The sequence below is a fragment of the Streptomyces racemochromogenes genome (assembly GCF_039535215.1).
Taxonomy (GTDB): Bacteria; Actinomycetota; Actinomycetes; order Streptomycetales; family Streptomycetaceae; genus Streptomyces; species Streptomyces racemochromogenes.
This window is the reverse complement of sequence record NZ_BAAAWT010000001.1, coordinates 6,621,629-6,645,953: the sequence shown is the minus strand read 5'-3', so window position 1 is coordinate 6,645,953 and position 24,325 is coordinate 6,621,629. Positions and strand designations below refer to the sequence as shown.

The window sequence follows — 24,325 nt, the reverse complement described above, 5'->3', positions numbered from 1 at the left end:
GCGGTCGGACCGTCGCGCCGCTCCGGCGTGTCCGGGGCCCGACGGCAAAGGATTTGGTCTAGACCTTGACAGGTCCAGACCACTATCGGTTCAGTGGCGGTAGTTGTCGCCCCCCACCCTCCCGCGACATCTCCCCCCACTCCAGGAGCAGTTACGTGATACGCACTCTTCGCGGCCGAGCCCTCTCCCTCGCCGCGGCCGCCGCCGCGACCCTCGGCCTGGCCGTCGCCCTGCCGGCCTCCCCCGCCGCCGCGGCCCCCGCCTGCGCCGGGGCCTGGAACTCCTCCGCCGTCTACACGGGCGGCGCGAGCGCCTCGTACGGAGGCCACAACTGGCAGGCCAAGTGGTGGACCCAGGGCGAGACGCCCGGCACCACCGGCCAGTGGGGCGTCTGGTCGGACCAGGGCGCCTGCGGCGGCGGGGGCCAGGATCCCGACCCGGGCAACGGGAACCCGTCCGGCTTCGTGGTCAGCGAGGCCCAGTTCAACCAGATGTTCCCGAACCGGAACCCCTTCTACACCTACAAGGGCCTGGTGGCGGCCCTCTCCGCGTACCCCGGCTTCGCCAACACCGGCGACGACACCGTCAAGCGGCGCGAGGCGGCCGCCTTCCTCGCGAACGTCTCCCACGAGACGGGCGGGCTGGTGTACATAGTGGAGCAGAACACCGCCAACTACCCGCACTACTGCGACGCCTCCCAGCCCTACGGCTGTCCCGCCGGCCAGGCCGCCTACTACGGCCGCGGCCCGATCCAGCTCAGCTGGAACTTCAACTACAAGGCGGCGGGCGACGCCCTCGGCATCAACCTGCTCGCCAACCCCTACCTGGTGGAGCAGGACCCGGCCGTCGCGATGAAGACGGCGCTCTGGTACTGGAACACCCAGAACGGCCCCGGCACGATGACCGCGCACGCCGCCATGGTCAACGGCGCCGGCTTCGGCGAGACGATCCGCTCCATCAACGGGGCCCTGGAGTGCAACGGCGGAAACCCCGCGCAGGTGCAGAGCCGGGTGAGCAAGTACCAGAGCTTCACCCAGCTGCTGGGCGTCACCCCCGGGAACAACCTGGGCTGCTGACGCCGCGGAGGCCCCGGCTCACTGGCCGCGCAGGGCCGTGGCCAGCTGGGCGCGGGAGCGGACGTCGAGCTTCTGGTAGATCCGGGTGAGCCGGGCCTCCACCGTCTTGACGCTCAGGAAGAGCTTCGCCGCCGCCTCCTGGTTGCTGGCTCCCCCGGCGACCAGGAGGGCGAGCCGCGCCTCCGCCTCGGTCAGGGCCGCGACCCCGGGGTGCGGGCCGCAGCTCTCGGGCGCGTTCTCCCGGGCCAGGTCCAGCCAGGGCGCGGCCCCGGCGGCCTCGAACAGTTCGGCGGCGGCCCGCAGGGCGTCCCGGGCGGGGGCCCGTCGCCGCCGTCGGCGTTCCACGCGGGCCAGCGCGAGCAGGGTACGGCCGCGCTCGAGGGGCAGTCCGAAGTCGCCGAACCGCTCGGCGGTGGCCTCCAGCAGGGCGACGGCCCGCTCCGGCTCGCCCTGAGCGGACAGGCACAGCCCGCGGGCCCGGTCCAGGGCCGCGAGCACGGTGGTGCGGCCGAGGGAACGGGCGACCGGGGTGACCCGGTCCAGCAACTCGGCGGCCTCGCCGGGCGCGTCGGCGGCGACCAGGGCCTCGGCGAGCTCCCCGTGCCAGCGCAGGACGGAGGGGTCCACGACCTGCTGGGCCTCCTCCAGGGCGGCGACCCGGCTCAGGGTGGCGACCGCCCTCGCGGCCTCGCCGGTGGCGAGTTCCACCGTGCCGAGCGCGTACAGCCCCCGGGACAGGAAGACCTGGTCGCCCTCCTCCTCCGAGGCCCGGATGCCCCGGCGGGCGTACGCCGCGGCGCGGGCGAAACTGCCGGCGGCGGCCTCGGCGGTGGCGGCCACGTACCAGGCCGGCCCGGGCGAGAGGCCCGCCTCGATGGTGAGTTCCAGGGCGCGGCGGGCGTGGGCGGTGGCGCGGACGCAGCGGCCGCGGCGCAGTTCGGTCTCGGTCATGCTGCGCAGCACCTCGAAGACGTCCTCGGCGGAGCCGGTGCGCTGGACGGCGGGCAGCAGGACGAGGAGCTGGCGGCGGGCGTCGGTGAGCCGGTCGTCGAAGAGGGCGTGGCGGACGGCGAGGAACTGGGGGGCGTTGCGCATGCCGAGGGGGACCTCGGGGGCGGGCAGGGCGAGGGCCTGGGCGAGGATGTCCTCGGCGTCGGGGTCGCCGAGGATGCGGCCCATCCGGGCGCGGACGGTCAGGGCCATGGCTTCGGCGACCTGGTCTCCGCCGGCCTTCGCGAGTGCTCCGGCCTCGGCGGCGGCGTCGCGGGCGCGGACGGGGTCGCCGTCGCCGATGTTGTGCTTCCAGGCGATCCGCAGCTGGACGGCGGCCTGCAGGGAGGGGTCCCCGGCGGCGTCGGCGACGGCGTGGGCGATGGTCTCGTCGAGGTCGGCCAGGGCCTGCCCGGCGGCGTCGATCACCGCGAGCCGGGCCCGTACCCGCTGGGCGGGCGAGGCGTCCCGGGCGAGGACGGCGCGGGTGGCGCGGCGGGCGAGGTCGGCGCGGCCGGCCCAGCCGGCGTCCTCGGCGGCGCCGACGAGGCGGGCGAGTTCCTCCTGCGGGAAGGCGGCGGGGGTGCGTTCGGCGGCGAGCAGCCCGAGCTCGGCGGCGAGCGCCCGCTGGCCCCGGCGGCGGCAGGCGTCGGCGGCCCGGGTGATGTCGGCGGCGAGCCCGGCGTCGGGGGTGTCGACGGCGAGGGCGCGGTGGCGCACGGCCTGGACGGGGTCGTCGACGGCGGTGGCGAGCGCGGCGTGGCCGGCGGCCCGCTCGGGCCAGCCGGCGTCGGCGGCCAGGGCGGCCGGCAGCGCTCCGGCGGTGAAGGCGACGGTGCCGTCCTCGGCGACGGTGACCAGTGCGGCCCGTTCGGCCTGCGCGAGTTCCGCCTCGGCGTCGGGGCGTCCGGCCCGGCGGAGCAGGGCGGTGGTGGGGCGGGCGGCGAGGGCGGCGAGCAGCAGGGTCGGGCGGGTCCGGCCGGGGGCGGCGGCGAGGAGGCGGCGGGCGACCTCGCGGGCCTGGCCGGTGACGGGCAGGGTGTCGGCGTGGTGGGCGCCGCCGCCCTGGCCGGCGGCTTCGGCGAGGGAGTGGCCGAGGGCGAGGGCGAGGCGCGGGTTGCCGCCGCTGGCCTGGTGGATGCGGCCGGCCAGGCGGGCGGGCAGGCCGTGGCGGAGCAGCAGTTCGGCGACCTCGTCGGCGCCGAGCGCGGGAACGTGGACGACGGGGGTGCCGGGACCGCAGAGGGATTCGGCGACGGGCGCGGCCTGGACGCACTCGGCGGCGAGGACCCGGACGCGCGGCGGGGTCAGGCGCAGGACGAAGCGGAGCAGATCGGTGCTCTCGGGGTCGAGCCACTGGGCGTTGTCGAGGACGAGCAGGACGGGGCCGGAGGCGGCGAGGCCGCGGAGCACTTCGACGACGGCCAGGCGCAGGGCGACGTGGTCGCGGCCGGCGCGGGGGGCGTCGGCCTCGCGGCGCAGCAGGGCGATGGCGGTGCGCTGGGGTCCGGCGAGGCGGTCGAGGGCGGTGCGGGGGACGGAGGCGAGGAGGGCCGCGGCCGCGGCCTCGGGTATCTCCCGGTCGGCGGCTTCGGGGGCGAGGTGCAGGACGGTTTCGCGCCGGCGGGCGGCGGCGGCCGCGACGGCCCGTGCCACCTCGGTCTTCCCCGACCCCGCGCAGCCCGTGAGGACGGCGCGGCCGTGCGTGGTCAGCGCGCGGTCGACCGCCTCGATGAGTGCGCCGTGTCCGACGTTGGTGTCAGCGTTCCCCGTCGCCGCCACGCACAGCCACCAGCCTTTCGCGCCCCTGCTCCTGTGCCCTTCCTGTGAGACGCGACAATACGAGGTCAGCCCCCCGACGGACCCGGATTGTGACGCAGAATTCAGTCAGGCGGCAGGAATGCGCGGCGGGTCTGCCGGTACGGGAGGTACCGGCAGACCCGCGCACTGGATTGGTCCGTACCATCGGTCCGTCAGAACGGAGTTGGGGGGCTCCGCCGGGACCGGTGCGGGACCGGGATCAGAAGCCGAGGCTCCAGGAGTCGATCTTGCCGGTGTCGCCGCCCGCGTTGTCGTTCACACGGAGCTTCCAGGTGCCGTTCGCGACCTCGGAGGAGGCGTCGACGGTGTAGGTCTGGTTGATGTTGTCCGTGCTGCCGCCGGCCCGGTTGTGCAGGGTGTAGACGGTGCCGTCGGGGGCGACCAGGTCGACCTTCAGGTCACCGATGTAGGTGTGCGCGATGTTCACGCCGACCTTGAGGGCGGCCGGGGCGTTGCCGGTCACACCGGTGACGGTGATCGGGCTCTCGACCGTGGTGTTGTCGCCGATGGCGACGTCCGCGGTGTTCTCGAAGGCCGGGGTGGGCTGGGTCGAGGTCACGGCGTTGACGGTCGCGGTGGCGTCGGCGAGGCCGGCGCCGCAGCCGCCGGTGCAGGTGCCGGCCAGCGGACGGGCGTTGGCCTTGATGGCCGCCTCGATCTGCGCCGGGGTCAGCGAGGGCTTGGCCGCGACGAGGAGGGCGGCGAGGCCCGCGACGTGCGGGGCGGCCATGCTGGTGCCCTGGTACGGCTTGTAGATCTCGGCGCCGGGGGTGGTGGTGCCGCCGTTCAGCGTGGAGAGGATGCCGTTCTCGGGGGTGGTGACGGTGCCGGGCGTGTCGGTGGCGCGGCGGGTCTCACCGCCCGGGGCGGCGACGTCGATGATCGCGCCGTAGTTGGAGTAGAAGGAGCGGTCGCCGGTGCGGTTGCTGGCGGCCACGTTGATCACGTTGTTGCAGCTGGCGGGCGAGAAGCCGGCCGCGTCCGCGTTGCTGTTGCCGGCGGCGACCACGACGGTGGTGCCGCGGGCGACGGCCGCGTTGATGGCGTTCTGGTAGCTGGTGGTGCAGGCGCCGGAGCCGCCGAGGCTCATGTTGATGACCTTGGCGGGGGTGGCGTTCGCCGGGACGCCCGCGACGGTGCCGCCGGAGGCCCAGGTGATGGCGTCGACGATGTCGGAGGTGGCGCCGCCGCACTTGCCGAGCACGCGGACGGGCTGGATCTTGGCGTTGTACGCGATGCCCGCGACGCCCTTGGCGTTGTTGGTCGCGGCGGCGATGGTGCCGGCGACGTGGGTGCCGTGCCAGGAGGAGTCGCTGGCCTTGGAGCCGGTGCCGCACTCGCCGGCCGCGCTCCAGTCGCCCTGGTCGGCCGGGTTGTTGTCGCGGCCGTTGCCGTCACGGGCGGCGGTGGAGCTGCTGATGAAGTCGTAGCCGGCGACGATGTTGGGGGCCACGTCGGAGTGGGCCACGTAGCCCGTGTCGATGACGGCGACGGTGACGCCGGAGCCGGTGGTCTTGTCCCAGGCGGCGGGCACGTTCATCCCGGCGGTGGGCTCGAAGAGGTCCCACTGCTTGGCGTACTCGGTGTCGTCCGGGGTCGCCATGGCGTAGGCGCGGGAGTCCGGCTCGACGTAGGCGACGTCCGGGTCGGCGCGGAACTGGTCCATCACCTTCGCGGCGTCGGCCGGGGCGGTCGCACCGCCGAGGTTGACGAGCGCGGCACCGGTGCCGAGACGGCGGTCGAACTTGGCCTTCTTGCCGGCCTTCTGGCCCTTGGCGGCGGCGTCGGAGGCGGCCGCGTCGTTGGAGCTAGCCTCGGACGCCGAGGACTTGTAGCCGACGATCAGGTTCTCGACCGGGGCGGCGGCCGGGGCGGCGGGGGCCGCGGCGGCCGGCAGGGTGCTGGCGGCCGGGTCGTTCGCGGCGGTCACGGCCACGGCGGAGGTGGCGGCGCCGGCGAGCAGGGTGACGGACATGGCCACGACGGATATGAGCCGACGTCTGGGTGCGTGCACGTTGTTCCCCTTTACGGGCCGGTTCCGGGCAGGCCGGAGCGGCCGGTCGGTGCAGTGTGGGAGGTGGAACCGGCGGAAGCGGGCCTGGACGGGCTGGTCGAACCCGCCCCGGCACCGCCGCGCGCCGCGTCGCCCGGCCGCAACGGCGGGGCAGGGCGACGGCGTACCCCGGCGATCAGCGCGTCCGCGGTCGTTTCACACCATGTGGGGTTGGTGCGGGGGCCGCCCGTGGCGCGGAAGATCGCCGGTGGGCAGACAGTAGGCAACGCGGGAGTGAACCCGATACGGGGAAAACCCTTGTCCGGACCCTGCGGGGCCCCTCCCCGCCCGGGGGTTACCGGGGGTCGGCGCAGGCCCGCGTGATCCGTGGGGTCAGTGGGGCCGGCGGGTCAGTGGGGCAGCGGGCCAGACTGACCAGGCGGGCCGGCGGGCCGGCAGGTCAGCCGGGTCAGCGGGGGTTGAGACGGCGGAAGTACGTCCAGCTGGACTCGTTGGGCTCGGTCCACTTCTCCGGCGCGCGGGCGAACTCCGGGTGGCGGGCCGCGATGTACGCGCGGGTGCGCTCGGGGACCTCGGCGTAGGAGGCGAGCTTCACCCCGCGGCAGTGGAAGGTCAGGCCGCCGGGGCGCTGCCCCTGCTCCATCCAGGGCAGCCAGGGGGACATCCGGGTCCACGACATGGTGGCGGGGACGCTCGGGGCGTCACCGGCCAGGGCGGCGGCCGGGGTGAAGAACTGGAAGAGTTCCAGGGCCCGGTAGGTGTCGTCGGCGGAGTTCAGCGGGTAGTCCGCGACCGGCAGCGGGGAGGGGTAGGCGAGGGGGATCTCCAGGCTGAAGCAGACCTGGTCGCCCAGTTCGGTGCGCGGGACGGGGAAGGGCCGCCACCGCTGGTTGGCCGGATCGTTCCAGACGTGGACCACGGGCTTGTCCTGCCAGGTCTCCAGGATCTCCCGAGTGGCCGGGTCGAGGTAGAAGGCCGCCTCGCGGGAGAGCATCCGGTAGCCGCCGCCCTCCTCGTCGGCCTCCAGGCGGGCCGCGTTGAGGCCCTCGAAGCCGAAGAGGCGCCGGTAGGGCTCGCCGGGGGCCCAGGAGTGGACGTCGCCGGTCCACCAGAAGACGGTCTCCTCGCCGTCGAGGGAGGCGCGGGTACGGGCGAAGGCGTGCAGGAGCTCTTCCGGTGTCATACGAGAACTCTCGGGGGCGGGCCCGCGGCCGGACAAGAACCGGACGGGCCAACCTGGGCCGGGAGCGGCCGGGAACACCGGGACCGGGCCCGCCGCCCGGACCCGGATTCCCCGGCCGGGACCGGCTCGGACGCCGGGCCCGCGCCCCGGGACCGGGGGCCGCTGAGCAGCGCACGGCGGGACACCTCCGAACGCGCGGCGCCGCCCTGGTACGGACGCCCGGTTGACGGTCCGGCGGGGCACCGACGACCGTGACCGTCATGGGGAACGGAAACCGCCTGCTGGCGCTGCTCGTCTGCCTGGTGCTCGGCGCCGGGCTGGCCGCCGCCGTGCTGGGCGCCTCTCGGGCGGCCGGGTCGCGCCACGACCCCGCCGCCGGCCGCGTGGACATCGGCCGGGTACCGCCGGACCCGGCCCCGCCGCCGGCCGGGCCCGACGCCTCCACGGGCACGGTGACGGTGGACTGCGGGCGCAACGAGGAGGGCCACTGGAACGAGGACAACCTGGTGGTCTCCCCCGGCCTGCGGGCCGGCGCCCACCACACCCACGCGTACGTCGGCAACCTGTCCACCGACGCGATGTCCACCGACGCCTCCCTGGCCGCCGCCGCCACCAGCTGCGCGGGCGGCGACCGGTCCACGTACTACTGGCCGGTCCTGCGGCGCACCGACCGCCCGGGCGACCGCGCCCACGAGGGGGCCGCCGGGCACGGCAACACCGGCGAGATCCTGCGCGAGGCATCGGTGCGCGTGGAGTTCCGGGGCAACCCCGCCGGCAAGGTGGTGCCGATGCCCCGGTTCCTGCGCGCGATGACCGGCGACGCCGTGGCGTACACGGCGGGGGCGGACGCCCGGGTCCGGGCCCGCTGGGGCTGTTCGGGCTCCCCCGACCGGTCCACGACGCACTACCCGCGCTGCCCGGCGGGCGAGCTGGTGACCCGTACGCTCGTCTTCCCCGGCTGCTGGAACGGCCTGGAGGAGGCCTCCGCCGACCACCGCTCGCACCTCGCGTTCGCCTCGGCCCAGGGGGTCTGCCCGCAGGGCACGTTCCCGATCCCCGAGCTGCGGCTGTCGCTCGCGTACGCGGTGCCGCCGCGGGTGCCGATCGCCCTCGACTCCTTCCCGGAGCAGCTGCACAGCCCGAAGACCGACCACGCGATGTTCGTCGACGTGATGACCGGGGAGCGGATGGCCGAGGTCGTGGCCTGCCTCAACGAGGGCCGGACCTGCCACATGTGAACGGGGGTGTGGCGCACGTCACATGAACCGGCGGGCCCCCAGGGGTCGTGTTCCGACCGCACGACGCAGCACGCGGCGGACGGAGAAGCTGTATGCCCGGACCACTGTGGCCCCGCAACCGGCGGGGCTCTACCGACGAGGCCCTCATCAGGGCGGTGTACGAGGAGCACGGCAACGCCCTGCTCGCCTACGCCACCCGGCTGACCGGGGACCGGGCCGCCGCCGAGGACGTCGTCCAGGAGACGCTGATCCGGGCCTGGCGGCATTCCGAGGTCCTGGTCAACGGGAAGGGCTCGGTGCGCGGCTGGCTGCTCACCGTGACCCGCAACATCATCACGGACCGGTACCGGGCCAAGGCGGCGCGGCCCCCGGAGGTCTCCGGTTCCGCGGCGGCTCCCCCCGTCGAGGGGGACCACGCGGACGCGGTGGTGGACACCATGACGGTGCTCGGTGCCCTGGACCGGCTGTCGCCGGAACACCGGGACGTGCTGACGGAGTTGTACTACCGCCAGCACAGCGTTGCCGAGGCCGCCGACCGGCTCGGCATCCCGGCGGGCACGGTCAAGTCGCGCTCGCACTACGCGCTGAAGGCCCTGCGCGAGGTGTTCGGGGACGGCGCCGGTGACGGTGCCAGGAGGAGAGGAAGCGGCCGGCCGCCCCAGCAGCCCGGCGGACTGCGGGAGGTGGTGGCGTGAACGTTCAGCGGCACGAGGAGGAAGTGGAACTGCTCGGCCCGTACGTGCTCGGCGTCCTGGACGAGGAGGACGTGCGGGGCGTCGAGGAGCACCTCGGCGACTGCGTGCGGTGCCGGGAGGAGGTGGCCGCGTTGCGCGAGATGGAGAAGGTGCTCGGGGAGGTCCCCGAGGAGGCCTTCCTGGACGGGCCCCCGCAGGGCGGGGACCTGATGCTCCAGCGGACCCTGCGGCAGGTGCGCGGGGAGCGGGCGACGGCCGCGCGGTGGCGGGCCGGTGTGGCCGGCCTGGCCGCGGCGGCCTCGCTGGCCGCGGTGTTCTGGGCCGGGGCCCGGGTGGGCGCGGACGACGGCAGCACCGGGGCACTGCCCCCGCCGCCGTCGCCGACCGTGTCCGCGGCGCCGTCGCCGCCGGTGGCGGGGACCCGGGTGGCCTCCGCGACGGACGCGGGCACGGGCGCGCGGATGACCGTACAGCTGACGCCGGCCGCCAAGTGGGTCCGGCTGCGCGCGGCGGTGACCGGGGTGCCGGCGGGCGAGCGGTGCCGTCTGGTGGTGGTCTCCCGGGACGGTACGCGCGCCACGGCCGGCGGCTGGGTGGTGGGCACGGCGGAGCACGGCGAGGGCAAGGGCGCGTCCCTGGACGGCTCGGCGGCCGTGGACCCCTCGGACGTCAAGGAGGTCCTGGTGGTGAACGAGGCGGGCCGGACGTTCGTCTCGGTCCCGGTGTGACCTCACGGCCCGGACGTGACGGGGCCCGGGAACACGTCCAGTTCCCGGGCCCCCGCGTGCGGCCCGCTCCGAAGGAGACTGCCTAGCCGTGCAGCCGGACCGGGAGGTCGTGCAGGTCGTTCTGGGTGAGGACCGGCTTGTTGCGCAGCTCCTCGCGGGGGACGGCCAGGGTGAGGGCGGGGAAGCGGGCGTACAGGGCCGGGAGGGCCACCAGGGCTTCCAGGCGGGAGAGCGCCGCGCCGGGGCAGACGTGGGGGCCGTGGCCGAAGGCGATGTGCCGGTTCGGGGTGCGGGTGACGTCGAACCGCCCCGCGTCCTCGCCGTGCTGGGCCTCGTCGCGGCCGAGCGCGCCGAAGGAGACGATCAGGCCCTCGCCCGCAGGGAGGACCCGGTCTCCGACCTCGATGTCCTCGGTGGCGAAGCGGATCAGGACGTGCGAGGTGGGGGTGGACCAGCGCAGGGTCTCCTCGATGACGTTCTCCCAGGGGACCTCCCCCTTCAGGACGAGGGCCCGCTGCTCGGGGTGGGTCTCCAGGGCGACGACGGCGTTGACGATCAGGCTGATGGTGGTCTCGTGTCCGGCGGCGACCATCAGCTGGAGGGTGTTGGTGATCTCCTCGGTGGTGAGGTGGTCGCCGTCCTCGGAGGCGGCGATCAGCGCGCTGGTGAGGTCGTCGCCGGGGGCGGTCCGCTTGGACTCAACGATCCGGGAGAAGAGCGCGCCGAGGTCCGCCATCATCTGGGGGACCTCCTCGGGGAGGGTCTGGGTGGAGAAGAACTTCTCGAAGAGGGCCTTCAGGCGCGGGTGTTCGGCGGCGTCGACGCCCATCAGCTCGCTGATGACGTTCATCGGCAGCGGGTAGGCGAAGTGCGCCTTGAGGTCGACCGTCCCGTCGGCCGGAAGGGCGGCCAGGCCGTCGAGCGAGCGAATGGTGAGGGCCTCGATGCTGGCGCGCAGCTTCTCCACCCGGCGGGCGGTCAGGGCCTGGGCGACGAGGGTGCGCAGCCGGCGGTGTTCGTCGCCGTCGACGGTCAGCATGGAGCGGCCGGGGTTGGCGAGGCCTATGAGCGGCCAGTCGAGGGGGATCTCGCCGCGCTGCCAGGCGCCCCACACGTTGATGTCCTTGACGACGCGGGGGTCGGTGAGGAGCTTGCGGGCCTCGGCGTGGTGCGTGACGGCGTACACGGCGACGCCGCCGGGGAGGACGACGCGGGCCAGCGGGCCGGCGGCGCGCAGGGCGGCGCTCTCGGCGTCGAGGTCGGTGACGAAGGGGTCGAGGGTGAGCGGGGCGGGGCCGGTGTGGTCGATCGGGCAGGTCACGGGGTGGCTCCAAGCGCGGGGGTCGGGGTGTAGGTCACGGGGAGGGCGCTGAGGCCGCGCAGCCAGGGCGACGGGCGCCGGGTGAGTTCGGCGGCCGGCCCGGCGAGGTCGACGTCGGGGAGGCGGTCGAGGAGGACCTCGATGCCGGTCCGGGCGATGGCCTCGGCGACCTCCTGGGCCGGGAAGGGGCAGCGGTGCTCCCCGTGGCCGAAGGAGAAGAAGGCGTTGTTGCCGCCGGTGAGGGCGCCGGCGTCGGTGCGCACGTGCGGGTCCCCGTTGGCGGCGGCCAGGCCCAGCAGGACCAGGTCTCCGCCGGCGATGCGCCGGCCGCCCAGGTGGGTGTCCCGGGTGGTCCAGCGGCCGGCGACGTTCTGGGTCGGGGTGTCCTCCCAGAGCACTTCGTTCATGGCCTCGCCGACGCTGTGCCGGCCGCCCGCCAGGGAGGCGGCGAAGCGGTCGTCGGTGAGCATCAGGCGCAGTGAGTTGCCGATCCAGTCGGCGGTGGGCTGGTGGCCGGCGGCCATCATCACCATCAGGTCCTGGGCGATCTCGTCGACGGTGAACCCGGCGGTGTTGGCCAGCATGCGGGAGGCGACGTCGGGGCCGGGCTCGGCGGACTTGGCGGCGAGGAGCGCGTACATGGACTCGGCGAGGTGGCGCTGGCCGTCGAGGGCGCCCTCCCGGCCGTTGATCATGTCGTTCATGGCGGTGACGAGGCCCGGGCCCTGCTCGTCGGAGAAGCCGTAGATGCGGGCGAGGACGCGCAGGGGCAGGAGCATCGCGTACTCGCCGACGATGTCGCAGCTGCCCCTGGAGCAGAGCCCGTCGATCAGCTCGTCGGCGAAGCGTTCGGCGTGGCCCTTGAGTTCGAAGGGGTCGACGGACTCCAGCGCGCCGGAGATGACGGCGGCGCGCTCGCGGTGGCGTTCGCCGACGGTGTAGAGGATGGACGGCTGCTTGCGGCCGATCATCGGGAGCAGCGGCCAGTCGGCGGGGATGCGGTCCCACTGGTTCCACAGGTCGGAGTCGCGGGAGAAGAGCTGGGGGTCGCTGGTGACCTGGTGCAGTTCGCGGTAGCCGAGGACCAGCCAGGCCGGCACGTCGCCGTCGAGGACGACCGGGGCCACGGGGCCGTGGTCGCGGCGCATCTCCCGGTACAGCTCGGCGGGGTCGCTGTGGAAGCGCGGGCCGCCGAGGTAGACGGGCTGCGGCTCGGGGGTGGTCACGGGGTGGGCTCCGGGATGGGGTGCGGGACGGCGTCCGGCCGGTCGGACCGGTGGCTGTGGAGGTGCTGGAGGTGCTGGACGAGCGAGATGAGCACCTGCTTGCTGGACGCGCGGGACCGGGCGTCGCAGAACAGCAGGGGCACCGCGGAGGGGAGGTCGAGGGCGGTGCGGATCTGCTCGGGGGTGTGGGCGGGCCCGCCGAAGTCGTTGCAGGCGACGACGAAGGGGGTGCCGTGGTGTTCGAGGCGGTCGATGGCGTACCAGGAGTCCGCGAGGCGGCGGGTGTCGACGAGGACGACCGCCCCCAGGGTGCCGGAGAAGAGCCGGTCCCACAGGAACCAGAACCGCTCCTGGCCGGGGGCGCCGAACAGGTAGAGCACGTTGTGGGCGTCGAGGGTGATCCGGCCGAAGTCGAAGGCGACGGTGGTGGCGGTCTTGGCGCCGATGCCGTCGGTGTCGTCGACGGCCTCGCCGGCCTTGGTCATCGTCTCCTCGGTGTTCAGCGGGCGGATCTCGCTGACCGAGCGGACCATGGTGGTCTTGCCGACGCCGAAACCGCCCACGATCACGATCTTGAGGCCGTTGTCGGCGGTGCTGCTGAGGTTCTGCCGGGGCTCGCCCGGGTCAGAGGTTGCGGAGTCCAACGAGCACCTGCTCCAGGATGTCGGGGTCGGGAAGGCGGTACGTCGTGACGCGCGGGTGCCGGGCGCTGACGCGCCCGGCTGCGAGGAGGTCGGCCAGGAGGATCCGTACGATCGAGACGGGCAGGCCCAGTTCGGCCGCGACCTCCACGACGGCGGTCGGGTAGCGGCACATCCGCAGGATCGCCGCGTGCTCGGACTGGATGCCGGGGACCGGGTCGCATTCGGCGACGATCAGGGTCACCAGGTCGAACGCGTCGCTCCCGGAGCTGCTGCGGCCGCCGGTGAGGGTGTACAGCCGGTCCGGGGTGTCGTCCCGGCCCGGCCTGACGCGGCTCATCCCCGGGGCCGGGCGATCAGGTGCTCGCTCAGCTGCTCCACCAGCTCGGACATGTTGTGGCCGACGAGGCCCGCGTCGGCGTCCTCGGCGGCGACGAGCGCGAGGTGCGCGCCCTCGCCGGCCTCGACGATGAAGAGGATCCCGCCGTAGAACTCGGCCATGGCGGAGCGGACCCCACCGGTGCCGTCGCCGAACTCGATGGACGCCCCGTGGGACAGGCTCTGGATGCCGGCGGAGATCGCGGCGAGCTGGTCGGCCTGGTCGACGGACAGCTCGGGGGTGCGGCACAGCTTGAGGCCGTCGCGGGAGAGCACGAGGGCGTGCCGGGCGCCGGGGGTGCGCTCCAGGAGTCCTTCCAGGAGCCAGCTGAGCGTCTCGTCGGTGGTGGGGCCGGTCATGGGGTGTCGTTGCCTTCCGGGTGCGGGGGGTTCGTGGGCTGCTGCGGCGCGGGGGCCGCGGTGCCGCGTACGGCTTGGCGGAAGCTGCCGAAGCGGGCGGCGGACCGGGACGCGCCGCCGGGGGCGGCCTGGGTACGGGCCGCCGCGCTCGCGGCGTCGGGACCTTCGGGGTGGGCGGCGGCCAGGGTCCGGCCGCGCCGCCGCTGGGGCAGTCCGCTCTCGCCGAGCACCGGGTTCGGGCCGGTGGTCTCGGACTCCCCGGATTCTACGGGGGTGTCGTGGACGGGCTCGGCCTCGGTCCGCCGCGCCGCGGCGGCCGCCGGGGCAGGAGCCGGGGCGGGGGCGGGGACGGGGACGGACTGGGGGGCCGTCAGGAGGGCCGGGGCGGGGACGGGTTCGGCCGGGGCGTGGCTGATCAGCTCTTCCGGGATCATCATCAGCGCACCGGTGCCACCGCGCGCGGAGGGGCGGAAGGAGACGGTCAGGCCGTGCTTGCGGGCGAGGCGGCCGACGACGGCGAGGCCGAGGCGGGTGCCGGAGAGCCCGGCGAGGTCCAGGGACTCGGCGGTCACGGCCTGTTCGGCGCGGCGCAGCTGGACCTCGCTCATGACCAGGCCGCTGTCCTCGACGGTGATGACGACCCCGGCCGGCACCTCCTCCACGTAGACGTGGACTTCGGCGGTCGGCGGCGAGAAGTTGGCCGCGTTGTCGAGGAGTTCGGCGAGGGCGTGCATGACGCCTTCGGCGGCGTGCCCGGCGACGGCGGCTTCGCTGGTGAAGTGCAGCCGGACGCGCTGGTAGCCGCCGATGCGGCCCATGGCGCCGCGCAGGATGGACTCCATGACGATGGGCTTGGCCCAGCGGCGGCCGGAGCGGGCTCCGGTGAGGACGGCGATGGAGTCGGCGAGGCGGCCCGCCTGGGCGGTGCGGTGGTCGAGGTGGAGCAGGTCGCCGAGGACTTCCTCGTCGGCGTGCTTGTGCTCCATCTCCCGCAGGTCGGCCAGCATTCCGGTGGCGAGGGCCTGCATCCGGCCGGCCGCGTTGGCGGCGGCGGCCATGGCGGCGGCCCGGCCCGAGCGGGCGCGGCGCAGTTCCTCGCCGAGCCGTTCGCGGGTGGCCTGCTGGGCGGTGGCGAGCCGGTCCAGTTCGGCGGCGTGGGCGGTGGTGAGGTGGTGCAGTTCGGCGGCGTGGGCCGTCGTCAGGCGTTCCACCTCGGCGGCGTGGGCGGTGGTGAGCCGGGTGTGGTCGGCGGTGCGGGCCGCCGCGTCACGGGCGCCGTCGGCCGTCAGCCGGGCGATGTAGGCCTCGCGGGTGTGGAGTTCGCCGGTCAGGTGGGAGAGCCGGCCGCGCAGCTCGCGGGCGCTGCGCGCCCACCAGGTGACGGCGCCGGCGGCGACCGCGAGCAGCAGCGAGCCGGAGAAGGAGAACCAGGCGAGGGGGGTTTGCACGGCCGACGGGGCCGCAGCCACCGCCGCCGTGGACAGAGCACCCGCGGCCGCTGCCGTGACGAGCAGGGCGAGCGCGGAGGGGCGGAGGGGGGAGGGCGGCGCCGTCATCAATCAAGGCCTCAAACCGGGCGTAAATGGAAGAGAAGGTTCCTGTGGCAACGGGGCACAACTATAAGAGGATTGCTGATCGTTTAGGAAAGGTCTTGATAAACATTACGGTGAGTAGTGCCCACTTAGGCTGCTTCTGGCGCGGTTTCAGGGCTATCTCATGGCATCCTGTGACGTCACCACTCGCCGGACGGAATCGGCGGACGTCCGGGGAAAACGGGGAAGGTCCATGAGGCTCTGCTTCCTGGTGGAGGAGCACTACCGCCACGACGGCATGCCCAACGAGGTCGTCCGGCAACTGACCGCCTGGGGGCACCAGGTGGACGTGGTCCGCCCGGGCGGCTCCCTGCTGCGCATGGACGGCCTGGTCCGGGCCGGCGCGCACGACGCCTGGGTGCTCAAGACGGTGTCCGGGGGCCCCGGTCTGACCCTGCTGGAGGCCGCGGCCGCCGCCGGCACGACCACCGTCAACGACGCCCGCTCCATCCGCGGGGTACGGGACAAGGCGCTGGCCGCCGCACTCGGCAGCGCCCGGGGGCTGCCGCTGCCGCCCACCTACGCCCTCGCCCGGCCCGAACTCCTGGCGGGCGTACCGGACAGCGCGTACCCGCTCGTGGTCAAGCCCGCCGACGGCAGCTCCGGGCGGGACGTGCACCTGGTGCCCTCGCCCGACCGGCTCGCCGCGCTGCTGCCCGAACTCGGCGGCGAGGGGATGCTCATCGCGCAGCCCTACGTCCCCAACTCCGGCACCGACCTCAAGGTCTACTGCGTCGGCGGGGAGCTCTACGCCACCGAGCGCCGCTCCCCCCTGCACCCGGACGCCCCCGTCCGGGAACGCCGCGTGCGGCTGCCGCAGGAGGTGGCGCGGATCGCCGCCCGGGTGGGCGAGGTGTACGGGCTGGACCTCTACGGCGTGGACGTGCTGCTGGGCCCCGACGGGCCCGTCGTGGTCGACGTGAACGACTTCCCGAGCTTCCGCCAGGTACCGGACGCGGCCGCGCGGGTCGCGCGCGCCGTGCTGGACCTGGCCCGCTCGGGCGGCGAACGCCCGCCCGCCGCGCCCCTCCCGACGGCGCGCCCGTACGCCCGCCCGGTGCCCGTTCCCGCGCAGGCGGCGGCCGGGGCGGGGGACGGCGCGTGAGGGTCGGCCTGATCACCCCCGACGCCGGGCACCCGCTCCTGGCCGCCACCGCCGCGCTGCTGGCGCCCGGGCACGAGGTACGGGTGCTGGACCCGGCGGCCGGACCCGCCGCGGCGGCCGGGGCACGGGCCGACGTGTACCTGCTGAAGGCCCGGACCCGCCCGGCCCTGGCGCTCGCCCGGGAACTGGAACGGCGCGGGGCGCCCGTACTGAACTCCGCGGCGGCCACCGAGCGCTGCCAGGACCGCACCGGCATGGCCGAGCTGGCACTGCGGGCCGGACTGCCCTTCGCCGCCACCCGCACCTACGCCTCGCTCGCCGCACTGGGGGCGCAGGTACGGCCCGGCCGGCCGGTGGTGGTCAAGAGCCGGCTCAGCCGCAAGCACGACCTGGTCGCCCGCGTCGACGGCCCCGGGGAACTGCGCGCGCTGGCCGCCGCGGGCTGGGAGCGGGAGCCGGTCGTGGTGCAGCCGTTCGCCCCCAACGACGGCTGGGACCACAAACTGTGGGTGATCGGCGACCGGGTCTTCGCGGGCCTGCGCCGCTCCGAACTCGCCGCCGGCGGGAAGGAGCAGGCCCGCCCGCCCGGCCCGCTGCCCGACGGCTGGAGCGAACTGGCCCTCGAGGTGGGCGCCGTCTTCGCCCTGGACGTGTACGGCGTGGACGTCATCGCCACGGACGGCGGCGGGCCCCTCATCGTCGACGTCAACGCCTTCCCCGGCATCCGCGGCCAGTCCGGCGCCCCCGAGGCCCTCGCCGCCCTGGCCCTGAGCCGCGCCGGAGGGCCGGCGTAGACCGTGTCTCGCGGTCGGGGCAGTCGGGCGCAGGACGGCCGCGGTCCGGGGGGCGGTGTGCGTAGACTCGCATCGGCGCGACCCATGACGACGAGGATTCCATGCACCCCGCCGACGAAGACCCGCAGCGGCTGGACCCGGCCAGCCTCCACAACGCGAGGACGACGATCGTCCAGCTCCTCGGCCGGGCGGGGGTTCCCGCCGGCTCCGCCGAGGAACTGATCGGGCTCGTCGAGGCGGGCGTCCTCGCCGCCGCCCACCGGGAGGCCGAGGAGAGGGCGGGGGCCGCTCCCGCCGGCAAGGGCGAGCTCTACGAGTCGGGCTGGCTCGACGGCGCCCGCGCCCTCACCGAGGAACTCGGCGGGATCGCCGAACGGGCCCTGGCCCGGGCCGTCGGCGCCGGCCCGGCGGAGGACTCCCCCGGGGACTGGCCGCCCGTCCGCCGGATGGAGGTGGAACGGGCGAAGGTCGCGCTGACACCGCTCTACCTGTCCTTCAGCACCGTCTCGGACCTCGATCCGGAGGTCTCCGAACAGGTGCTCACCGCAGTCCTCGGCACGATGAGCCCCCGCCAGCGGGCCGGGTACGCGGGCCGCCTCACCCGGTTCGCCGCCGACCACCGCCCCCACCTGACCCGCCTGTACGAGCGGTACGGGCCGGGCAGCGCCATCGCCCTGCACGGCCGCTACTCCCTGCTGCACTCCCCCACCAGCCTCGCCGTCCTGGAACGCCTCGCCGCGGCGCCGTCGGCGCTGCGCGAGGAATGGGACGCCGCCGAGCTGCCGCCCTCGTGGCTCGACGGCCTGACGAAGGCCCGGGAGGCGTCGGACGCCCCCTGACGGGGGCGGGGCCGTGTCCTGGATCAGGCCAGGAACGCGGAGACCGCCGCGGCGAAGGCCTGCGGGTCGTCGAGCCAGGGGTAATGGCCGGCGTCCGGCTGGACGGTGAGGGACGCGTCCGGGAACAGGGCGGCGTACGCGGCCATCGCCCGCGGCGGGGCCGCCAGGTCGGTGCCGCCCGCGAGCAGCATCACCGGGGCGGCGAGAGCGGCGAGAGCGGCGCGGGTGGCGTCCGGGTCGAAGGCGCCCTCCGCCCCGTACGCGGCGGCGGCCTCCTGGTTCTTGTGGCCCTCCTCCGCGGCCCGGTGGGCGCGGGCCGCGTCGTCCCAGCGGCCGTACCAGAAGGGGGCGATGGCCCCGAAGGTGTCGGGGGTGGCCCGGCCCGCGACGAGTTCCTCCAGTGCCTGGTACGCCGGCGCGAACCAGGGCTCCGCCGCGCGCAGCCGGGCCGTCTCCAGCCGGTCGTCGCCGGTGACGGTGATCCCCACGGCGAAGACGCTGGGGGTGACCAGCAGCAGCCGGCCCACGCGTCCGGGGTGGCGGGCGGCGTACAGGGCGGCCAGGTTGGCGCCGGCGGAGTGGGCGAGCAGGTCGAGCTTCTCCAGGCCGAGGTGCTCGCGCAGGGCCTCGACGTCGTCGACCAGCCGGTCGCAGCGGTAGCCGGCCGGGTCGTCGGGGGTGGCCGAGGAGCCGGTGCCCCGCAGGTCGAGGCGGACCACGCCGCGGTGCGGGAGGAGGCCGTCGAGGCCTGCGAGGTAGGCGGAGTCCTGCATGGGGCCGCCCGGGAGGCACACGAGCGGGGTGCCGCCGCCGCGGACGTGGCAGGCGAGGCGGGTGCCGTCGTACGCGGGAAAGGTGATCACGTTCACCGGCCGGACCCTGTCAGCCGGATTCCGGCCGGTCAAGCGGGTTTCGCGGGGCCGGCGGAGGGCGTGGTGACAGCCGCCTCGACCGGGCCCGCGCCCCGCTCCCATACTTGGGCCCCATGAGAGGGAAGGAACAGCCGCGCACCAGCCCGCTGGTGCCCGGAACCGTGCTGGAGACCATCGCGCGGTACGACTGGGAGTCCGTCGTCTGCGGCTGCGGCCGCTCGGCCGGGCACCTGGAGGGCACCCTGTGGGACGCGGCCGAGGGGCACCCGGCGGCGTACCACGCGCTGGAGGGGCACGTCTTCGCCCGGTCGCGGCTGTGGCCCCCGGCCCCGGCGGCCTGCGCGGTGCTGATGGCCGTCTGGTCGGCCGGCCCGCCCCGGCTGGCGACCCGGGAGGCCCTGCTGTGGACGCTGCTGGCGCTGCTGAACTCGGAGGACGACGGGAACCCGTACGAGGCGGGGCTCTACGGCCAGTGCGCCGCCCACGTCCGGGCCGGCCTGCCGCTGCTGCGCGGCGGCCTCGCGGGCCGGCCCGGTTCGGTGTCGGCGGCCTACGCCGAGGGCATCGTGGACCTCATCGCGCTGTGCGCGTGAGGCCGCCCAGCAGGGCAGGGGTGACCTCCTCCAGGGAGGCCGCGAAGGTCCGGGCCGGTGAGGACGGCACGCCCCGCAGCGAGGGCACCACCAGGACCGGGCAGCCGGCGGCCTCGGCCGAGGCGGCGCCGTCCGGGGAGTCCTCCACCGCCACGCACTCCCGCGGTGCCAGTCCCAGGCGCTCGGCGGCCGCCCGGTAGGGGTCGGGGTGCGGCTTGGTCCGGTCGGTGTCGTCGGCCGACAGGGTGAACGCGAAGGGGACCCCGGCCAGCGCGCCCGTCACGACCTGGTCGACGACCCGCCTGGGCGAGGCGCTGACCAGGGCGAAGGGCACGCCCTCGGCCTCCAGGGCGGTCAGCAGCCGCAGGGCGCCCGGGCGGACGGGGGCTCCGGCGGCGACCCGGCGGGAGAACCCCTCGGTGAGTTCGGCGGCCACGGCCCCGACCGCCGGGGCGCCTGCTCCGGCGGCCCGGACGAGGTGCGCGGCGGTGTCCTCGACGGCGCGGCCGACGACCTCGGGGGCGTCGGCCGGTCCGAGCGCGTGGCCGAGCCGGGCGGCGGTCTCCTCGGTGGTCCGCCACCACAGCACCTCGGTGTCGACGAGGGTGCCGTCCATGTCGAAGAGGACGGCGGCCGGCGCCGCGCTCACGCGGTGCCCGCCTCGACGAGCACGGGCCGCTCGACGGGGCGTACGCGGGCCCGCGCGCCGGGCGCCAGTTCGGCGGCCTCCCGGGACGGCAGGTCGGCCTTGACCCGGGTGCCGTCGGCGAGGTCGAGGTGGAGGCGGGTGACGGCGCCGAGGAAGGAGGCCGACACCACGGTGGCCCGGCCCTCGGGGTCGGCGGCCACGGTGAGGTTCTCGGGGCGGACCAGCACCCGCACCCCGGACGTCCCCGGGGCGGGGGCGGGGCCGTCGACCGGCAGCCGGACGCCGGCGACCTCGACGTGGCCGGAGCCGGTGAGCCGGCCGGGGATCCGGTTCATGGTGCCGACGAACTCGGCGACGAAGGGGGTCGCGGGCCGCTCGTACAGCTCGGCGGGGGCGGCGCACTGCTCCAGCTTCCCGGCGTTCAGCACGGCGACCCGGTCGGCCATGGACAGGGCCTCCTCCTGGTCGTGGGTGACGAACACGGTGGTGATGCCGAGGGACAGCTGGAGCCTGCGGATCTCCTCGCGCAGGCCGGCCCGTACCTTGGCGTCCAGGGCGGAGAGCGGTTCGTCGAGCAGCAGCACGCGCGGCCGCAGCGCCAGGGCGCGGGCGAGCGCGACGCGCTGCTGCTGGCCGCCGGACATCTGGTGCGGGTAGCGGTCGCCGTGCTCGGGGAGGCCGACGAGGGCGAGGAGTTCGGCGGCGCGTTCGCGGCGGCGGGCCGCGGGGACCTTCCGTACGCGCAGGCCGAAGGCGACGTTCTCGCGGGCGTTGAGGTGGGGGAAGAGGCTGTAGGACTGGAAGACCATCCCGGCGTCGCGGCGGTTGGCCGGGACCGGGGTGATGTCCGCTCCGTCGACCAGGACCTCGCCCGAGTCGGGCTGCTCGAAGCCGGCGAGCACGCGCAGGGCGGTGGTCTTGCCGCAGCCCGAGGGGCCGAGCAGGGCGAGGAGTTCGCCGGGTTCGACGGTGAGGTCGAGGCCGTCGAGGGCGACGGTGGAGCCGAAGGCCCGGCGCAGTCCGCGGAACTCGACGCGGGCGCCCCCGGCGGCCGGGGCCTCGGCGGGGGCTTCGGCGGCTTCGGTTCCGGCAGGCTGCCCGGCCGCGGGAAGGGTGGTGGACATGGGGGTCAGGGCTCCTTGCGGGAGGTGGCGGGGGCTGCGGCCGCGGTGGAGGGGGTTCCGGCCCGCGAGAGGGCGAGCAGCAGCAGCCAGGTGATGAGGAGGCTGAGGATGGAGACGGCCACCGACATCCGGGCCTGGGCCCCGGAGATGGAGACGATCCACACCGCGAAGGGTCTGAAGCCGAGCAGCGAGGCGATGGTGAACTCGCCGAGGACCAGGGCGAGGGTGAGGAAGGCGGCGCCGGCGAGCGAGGCCCGCAGGTTGGGCAGCAGCACCCGCAGGACCACGTGGGGCCAGCTCGCGCCGCAGCTGCGGGCGGCCTCGACCAGGGTGGGGACGTCCACGGCGCGCAGGCCCGCGTCGAGGGAGCGGTGGACGAACGGCAGGGCCAGCACGGTGTAGGCGAGGACCAGGACGACGGGGAACTTCTCGTTCTGCACGGCCAGGAAGGTCTGGTAGAGCGGGGTCCGCGAAAGGTGTTCGGGGCCCCAGCGCAGGACGGTGGTGATGCCGGTGACCAGGGCGATGGGCGGCACCACCAGGGGCAGGGTGCACATCACCTCCACGACGGGCCGCAGCCTCGGCGAGCCGATGCGGACGGCGATCAGCGCGGGCACGGCGAGCAGCAGGCACAGCGCGATGGTGGCGGCGGCGAGGCCGAGGGAGAGCATCAGGCTCTCGGTGAAGCCCTCGGCGGCGAGCAGCCGGGTGTACGCCTCGAAGGTGATCCCCTGGCCGGGGACGTGCACGGTGAAGACGAAGGAGGCGAGGAGCGGGAGCAGGAAGTACGCGCCGGCGAGGGCGAGTACGGCTCCGCGCCAGACGCGCGGCCGGGGGCGCCGGCGGCCCTTCGCCTCCGGGGCCGCGTACGTCCGCCGGGCGGTCTCGGTCATCGCAGCCATCGGGCGCTCCGTCGCTGGAGGGGCAGGTGGACCGCCATGACCAGGCCGGCGATCAGGATCATGTCGAGGCCGAGGGCGAGCGCCACGTTCTCCTGGCCGGTGAGCACGTTGCCGGAGAGGGCGTCGGCGATCTTCAGCGTGACCAGGGGTACGGAGCCGCCGACGAGGGCGGCCGCGGTGGCGTGGGCGGCGAAGGCGGTGCCGAAGAGCAGGACGAACCCGCCGAGCAGGGAGGGCGCGAGGACGGGCAGGCCGACGTGGCGCCAGAACTGCCAGGTGCTCGCCCCGTTGTTCCGGGCGGCCTCGCGCCACTGGGGGCGCAGTCCGTCCAGTGCGGGGACGGTCACGATCACCATCAGGGGGATGAGGAAGTACAGGTAGACCACGGTGAGGCCGGTGAAGGAGTACAGGTTCCAGCCGAGGCCGGTGAGGTCGGCGAGCCGCGTGACGACCCCGGAGATCCCCGCGGTGGCGATGAAGGCGAAGGCGAGGGGCACTCCGCCGAAGTTGGCGAGGACGCCGGAGGCGGTCAGTGCCGCGGAGCGCAGGGCGGTGGAGCGGGAGGTGGCCACGGCGTACGCGACCAGGACGCCGAGCACCGCGCCGAGGAGGGCGGTGAGGGCGGACAGCTGGACGCTGCCGGTGAGGGAACCGAGGTAGGGGCCTTGGAGGGAGCGTGCGAGGTGCTCGCCGGTGACCTGGGTGGAGCCGGTTGCCTGGTCGGTGCGGGTGACCGCGCCGAAGGCGATGGCGCCGAGGGGGAGGCCGAAGCAGAGCCCGGTGAAGGCGAGGAGGGGGAGGGCGGCGAGCCAGGTGCGGGGGCCGCGCCGCCGGCGGCGGGGGGTGGTGGTGCCGCCGGCGGTCCCCGTCGTGAGGGGGGTGGTGGGGGCGGACATCAGCTGAGGGCCTTGTCCCACTTCTCGGCGAGGGTGGCCTTGGCCTTGTCGAGTTCGGCGGAGGCCGGGAAGGAGGGGGTGCCCTGGACCTGCGGGAGCTTGGCCACGGCGTCCTTGTCGGCGGTGCCGTCCTGGGTCATGCCGGGGAGCAGGACCGGGCGGGCGTGCCCCGCCAGCCAGATGTTCTGGCCCTCTGCGCTGTACAGGAACTCCATCCACAGGCGGGCGGCCGCCGGGTGGGGGGCGTCCTTGTTGACGGCCTGCGAGTAGTACTGGGCGTAGACGCCGTCGGCGGGGACGACGGTCTTCCAGTCGACGCCCTTGCCCTTGAACTGCTCGGCGTAGCCGGCGTTGAGGTAGTCCCAGTCGATGGAGATGGGCGTCTCGCCCTTCTCGACGGTGGCCGGGGTGGACTCGACGGGGATGAAGTTGCCGCTCGCCCGGAGCTGTCCGAAGAAGTCGATGCCGGGCTGGATGTCGGCGAAGGATCCCTTGTTGGCGAGGGCGGCCGCGTAGACGCCGCCGAACGCGGAGCCGGACTTGGTCGGGTTGCCGTTGAGGGCGACCTTGCCCTTGTACTCGGGCTTGAGGAGGTCGGCGAAGGTCTGCGGGCAGTGGGGGATCTTCGCGGCGTCGCAGCCGATGGAGACGTAGCCGCCGTAGTCGTTGTACCAGCGGCCGTCGGCGTCCTTCTGCGAGGCGGGGATCCTGTCCCAGGCGGTGACCTTGTAGGGGGCGAAGAGGTTCTCGGCGGCTCCGCTGCGGGCGAAGGCGATGCCGAGGTCGAGGACGTCGGGGGCGCGGTCCTGGCCCTTGCGGGTCTTGACGGCGGCGATCTCGTCGGAGCTGGAGGCGTCCGGGTTCTCGGCGGCTATCTTGATCTTCGGGTACTTGGCCTGGAAGGCCTTCTGCATCTCGCCGTAGTTCGCCCAGTCCGGGGGCAGGGCGATGACGTTGAGCTTGCCCTCCTTCTCGGCGGCGGCGACGAGGGCCTCCATTCCGCCGAGGTCGGCGGCCGAGGCGGCGGTGACCGGCCGGGCCTTGGCCTTGCCGTCGGCCGCGGTGCCGGCGGCGGGCTGGTCAGGAGCGGCGCCGCACGCGCTGAGCGTGGTGAGGACGGCGGCGCCGAGCAGAACGGCCGCACCGCGACGGGCGGAGGAACTGAACACGGTCTCTCCCGGAGACGAAGGGGGGTTTCACTTGCCAGGCATCACTTGTCTGAACAAGTTGGCTCCAGTTCGCCCGGACCGCCTGTACGGCCGGTGAACGGCGGCTGGACCGCGGAGCA

General features: G+C 74.9%; 23 protein-coding genes. 8 read left to right on the top strand and 15 right to left on the bottom strand.

Translation table 11 applies throughout. From position 1 onward, the window contains the following. Positions 1–155: 155 nt before the first annotated feature. Positions 156–1,076, top strand: coding sequence for a glycoside hydrolase family 19 protein (locus ABD973_RS30800; RefSeq protein ID WP_345503427.1), 921 nt, complete (start codon positions 156–158; stop codon positions 1,074–1,076). Positions 1,077–1,094: 18 nt separating this feature from the next. Here ABD973_RS30800 and ABD973_RS30795 read toward each other — a convergent pair whose 3' ends face one another. From ABD973_RS30795 to ABD973_RS30785, 3 genes are all read right to left on the bottom strand, one after another. Further along, entirely contained in the window at positions 1,095–3,848 is a 2,754-nt protein-coding gene (locus tag ABD973_RS30795; RefSeq protein WP_345503426.1) for a helix-turn-helix transcriptional regulator, read from the bottom strand. Positions 3,849–4,086: 238 nt separating this feature from the next. Beyond that, positions 4,087–5,862 carry a S8 family peptidase gene (locus tag ABD973_RS30790; RefSeq protein ID WP_345504806.1) on the bottom strand — a complete coding sequence of 592 codons (1,776 nt, stop codon included), beginning with the start codon at positions 5,860–5,862 and terminating at the stop codon, positions 4,087–4,089. Between the two features lie 487 nt (positions 5,863–6,349). Further along, the gene (locus tag ABD973_RS30785; protein WP_345503424.1) at positions 6,350–7,084 is read right to left on the bottom strand and encodes a DUF1838 family protein; all 735 of its coding nucleotides are present in this window, start codon (positions 7,082–7,084) and stop codon (positions 6,350–6,352) included. Between the two features lie 260 nt (positions 7,085–7,344). Here ABD973_RS30785 and ABD973_RS30780 point away from each other — a divergent pair, with 260 nt between their 5' ends. The 3 genes from ABD973_RS30780 (at position 7,345) to ABD973_RS30770 (ending at position 9,745) form a co-directional block, all read left to right on the top strand. Next, on the top strand, positions 7,345–8,322 hold the full coding sequence (locus ABD973_RS30780) for a DUF1996 domain-containing protein (protein ID WP_345503423.1): 978 nt from the start codon (positions 7,345–7,347) through the stop codon (positions 8,320–8,322). Between the two features lie 92 nt (positions 8,323–8,414). Then, the gene (locus ABD973_RS30775) at positions 8,415–9,017 is read left to right on the top strand and encodes a sigma-70 family RNA polymerase sigma factor (protein ID WP_185899676.1); all 603 of its coding nucleotides are present in this window, start codon (positions 8,415–8,417) and stop codon (positions 9,015–9,017) included. Continuing rightward, on the top strand, positions 9,014–9,745 hold the full coding sequence (locus ABD973_RS30770; RefSeq protein WP_125603454.1) for an anti-sigma factor: 732 nt from the start codon (positions 9,014–9,016) through the stop codon (positions 9,743–9,745). Before ABD973_RS30775 ends, ABD973_RS30770 begins: the two co-directional genes overlap by 4 nt. Positions 9,746–9,827: 82 nt before the next feature. Here ABD973_RS30770 and ABD973_RS30765 read toward each other — a convergent pair whose 3' ends face one another. Genes ABD973_RS30765 through ABD973_RS30740 form a run of 6 tightly spaced genes read right to left on the bottom strand, consistent with a single transcriptional unit; the run spans position 9,828 to position 15,227 of the window. Then, complete coding sequence (locus ABD973_RS30765; protein WP_345503420.1) at positions 9,828–11,066, bottom strand: cytochrome P450 family protein; 1,239 nt, start codon at positions 11,064–11,066, stop codon at positions 9,828–9,830. Then, positions 11,063–12,292 carry a cytochrome P450 gene (locus ABD973_RS30760; protein WP_125820073.1) on the bottom strand — a complete coding sequence of 410 codons (1,230 nt, stop codon included), beginning with the start codon at positions 12,290–12,292 and terminating at the stop codon, positions 11,063–11,065. Before ABD973_RS30760 ends, ABD973_RS30765 begins: the two co-directional genes overlap by 4 nt. Continuing rightward, positions 12,289–12,936: a GTP-binding protein gene (locus tag ABD973_RS30755; protein WP_125604691.1), complete on the bottom strand. Its 648-nt coding sequence runs from the start codon at positions 12,934–12,936 to the stop codon at positions 12,289–12,291. The genes ABD973_RS30760 and ABD973_RS30755 overlap by 4 nt, the downstream gene beginning before the upstream one ends. Beyond that, positions 12,917–13,273, bottom strand: coding sequence for a DUF742 domain-containing protein (locus tag ABD973_RS30750; RefSeq protein WP_125604693.1), 357 nt, complete (start codon positions 13,271–13,273; stop codon positions 12,917–12,919). The genes ABD973_RS30755 and ABD973_RS30750 overlap by 20 nt, the downstream gene beginning before the upstream one ends. Further along, complete coding sequence (locus ABD973_RS30745) at positions 13,270–13,671, bottom strand: roadblock/LC7 domain-containing protein (RefSeq protein WP_125820074.1); 402 nt, start codon at positions 13,669–13,671, stop codon at positions 13,270–13,272. The genes ABD973_RS30750 and ABD973_RS30745 overlap by 4 nt, the downstream gene beginning before the upstream one ends. Further along, positions 13,668–15,227 carry a sensor histidine kinase gene (locus ABD973_RS30740; protein ID WP_125820075.1) on the bottom strand — a complete coding sequence of 520 codons (1,560 nt, stop codon included), beginning with the start codon at positions 15,225–15,227 and terminating at the stop codon, positions 13,668–13,670. Before ABD973_RS30740 ends, ABD973_RS30745 begins: the two co-directional genes overlap by 4 nt. Positions 15,228–15,456: 229 nt before the next feature. Here ABD973_RS30740 and ABD973_RS30735 point away from each other — a divergent pair, with 229 nt between their 5' ends. From ABD973_RS30735 to ABD973_RS30725, 3 genes are all read left to right on the top strand, one after another. Beyond that, the gene (locus ABD973_RS30735; protein WP_345503415.1) at positions 15,457–16,368 is read left to right on the top strand and encodes an ATP-grasp domain-containing protein; all 912 of its coding nucleotides are present in this window, start codon (positions 15,457–15,459) and stop codon (positions 16,366–16,368) included. Further along, on the top strand, positions 16,365–17,162 hold the full coding sequence (locus tag ABD973_RS30730; protein WP_345503413.1) for an ATP-grasp domain-containing protein: 798 nt from the start codon (positions 16,365–16,367) through the stop codon (positions 17,160–17,162). The genes ABD973_RS30735 and ABD973_RS30730 overlap by 4 nt, the downstream gene beginning before the upstream one ends. Before the next feature lie 101 nt (positions 17,163–17,263). Beyond that, positions 17,264–18,001, top strand: coding sequence for a hypothetical protein (locus ABD973_RS30725; protein ID WP_345503411.1), 738 nt, complete (start codon positions 17,264–17,266; stop codon positions 17,999–18,001). A gap of 23 nt (positions 18,002–18,024) precedes the next feature. Here the strand turns inward: ABD973_RS30725 and ABD973_RS30720 are convergent, their stop codons facing one another. Then, positions 18,025–18,864, bottom strand: coding sequence for an alpha/beta fold hydrolase (locus tag ABD973_RS30720; RefSeq protein WP_345504804.1), 840 nt, complete (start codon positions 18,862–18,864; stop codon positions 18,025–18,027). Positions 18,865–18,986: 122 nt separating this feature from the next. On the opposite strand from ABD973_RS30720, the gene ABD973_RS30715 reads away from it, so the two are divergent. Continuing rightward, positions 18,987–19,466, top strand: coding sequence for a hypothetical protein (locus ABD973_RS30715; RefSeq protein ID WP_125820080.1), 480 nt, complete (start codon positions 18,987–18,989; stop codon positions 19,464–19,466). Here the strand turns inward: ABD973_RS30715 and ABD973_RS30710 are convergent. The 5 genes from ABD973_RS30710 to ABD973_RS30690 are packed head-to-tail and all read right to left on the bottom strand — an operon-like array spanning position 19,447 to position 24,206. Further along, the gene (locus ABD973_RS30710; RefSeq protein WP_345503409.1) at positions 19,447–20,115 is read right to left on the bottom strand and encodes an HAD family hydrolase; all 669 of its coding nucleotides are present in this window, start codon (positions 20,113–20,115) and stop codon (positions 19,447–19,449) included. The two genes, ABD973_RS30715 and ABD973_RS30710, sit on opposite strands and share 20 nt — an antisense overlap. Further along, positions 20,112–21,239, bottom strand: a complete 1,128-nt coding sequence (locus ABD973_RS30705) for an ABC transporter ATP-binding protein (RefSeq protein WP_345503407.1) — start codon at positions 21,237–21,239, stop codon at positions 20,112–20,114. Before ABD973_RS30705 ends, ABD973_RS30710 begins: the two co-directional genes overlap by 4 nt. 5 nt (positions 21,240–21,244) lie before the next feature. Continuing rightward, the gene (locus tag ABD973_RS30700; protein ID WP_125823843.1) at positions 21,245–22,132 is read right to left on the bottom strand and encodes an ABC transporter permease; all 888 of its coding nucleotides are present in this window, start codon (positions 22,130–22,132) and stop codon (positions 21,245–21,247) included. Continuing rightward, positions 22,129–23,037: an ABC transporter permease gene (locus ABD973_RS30695; RefSeq protein WP_345503405.1), complete on the bottom strand. Its 909-nt coding sequence runs from the start codon at positions 23,035–23,037 to the stop codon at positions 22,129–22,131. The genes ABD973_RS30700 and ABD973_RS30695 overlap by 4 nt, the downstream gene beginning before the upstream one ends. After that, a complete protein-coding gene (locus ABD973_RS30690; RefSeq protein WP_125820084.1) occupies positions 23,037–24,206 on the bottom strand; it encodes an ABC transporter substrate-binding protein in 1,170 nt (389 codons plus the stop codon). The genes ABD973_RS30695 and ABD973_RS30690 overlap by 1 nt, the downstream gene beginning before the upstream one ends. Positions 24,207–24,325: the final 119 nt, after the last annotated feature.

Coding starts and splice junctions, on each gene's coding strand:
- ABD973_RS30735 (WP_345503415.1), top strand. CDS start 15,457: ATGAGGCTCTGCTTCCTGGTGGAGGAGCACTACCGCCACGACGGCATG.
- ABD973_RS30750 (WP_125604693.1), bottom strand. CDS start 13,273: ATGAGCCGCGTCAGGCCGGGCCGGGACGACACCCCGGACCGGCTGTAC.
- ABD973_RS30740 (WP_125820075.1), bottom strand. CDS start 15,227: ATGACGGCGCCGCCCTCCCCCCTCCGCCCCTCCGCGCTCGCCCTGCTC.
- ABD973_RS30715 (WP_125820080.1), top strand. CDS start 18,987: ATGAGAGGGAAGGAACAGCCGCGCACCAGCCCGCTGGTGCCCGGAACC.
- ABD973_RS30780 (WP_345503423.1), top strand. CDS start 7,345: ATGGGGAACGGAAACCGCCTGCTGGCGCTGCTCGTCTGCCTGGTGCTC.
- ABD973_RS30745 (WP_125820074.1), bottom strand. CDS start 13,671: ATGACCGGCCCCACCACCGACGAGACGCTCAGCTGGCTCCTGGAAGGA.
- ABD973_RS30725 (WP_345503411.1), top strand. CDS start 17,264: ATGCACCCCGCCGACGAAGACCCGCAGCGGCTGGACCCGGCCAGCCTC.
- ABD973_RS30705 (WP_345503407.1), bottom strand. CDS start 21,239: ATGTCCACCACCCTTCCCGCGGCCGGGCAGCCTGCCGGAACCGAAGCC.
- ABD973_RS30775 (WP_185899676.1), top strand. CDS start 8,415: ATGCCCGGACCACTGTGGCCCCGCAACCGGCGGGGCTCTACCGACGAG.
- ABD973_RS30695 (WP_345503405.1), bottom strand. CDS start 23,037: ATGTCCGCCCCCACCACCCCCCTCACGACGGGGACCGCCGGCGGCACC.
- ABD973_RS30785 (WP_345503424.1), bottom strand. CDS start 7,084: ATGACACCGGAAGAGCTCCTGCACGCCTTCGCCCGTACCCGCGCCTCC.
- ABD973_RS30790 (WP_345504806.1), bottom strand. CDS start 5,862: ATGTCCGTCACCCTGCTCGCCGGCGCCGCCACCTCCGCCGTGGCCGTG.
- ABD973_RS30700 (WP_125823843.1), bottom strand. CDS start 22,132: ATGACCGAGACCGCCCGGCGGACGTACGCGGCCCCGGAGGCGAAGGGC.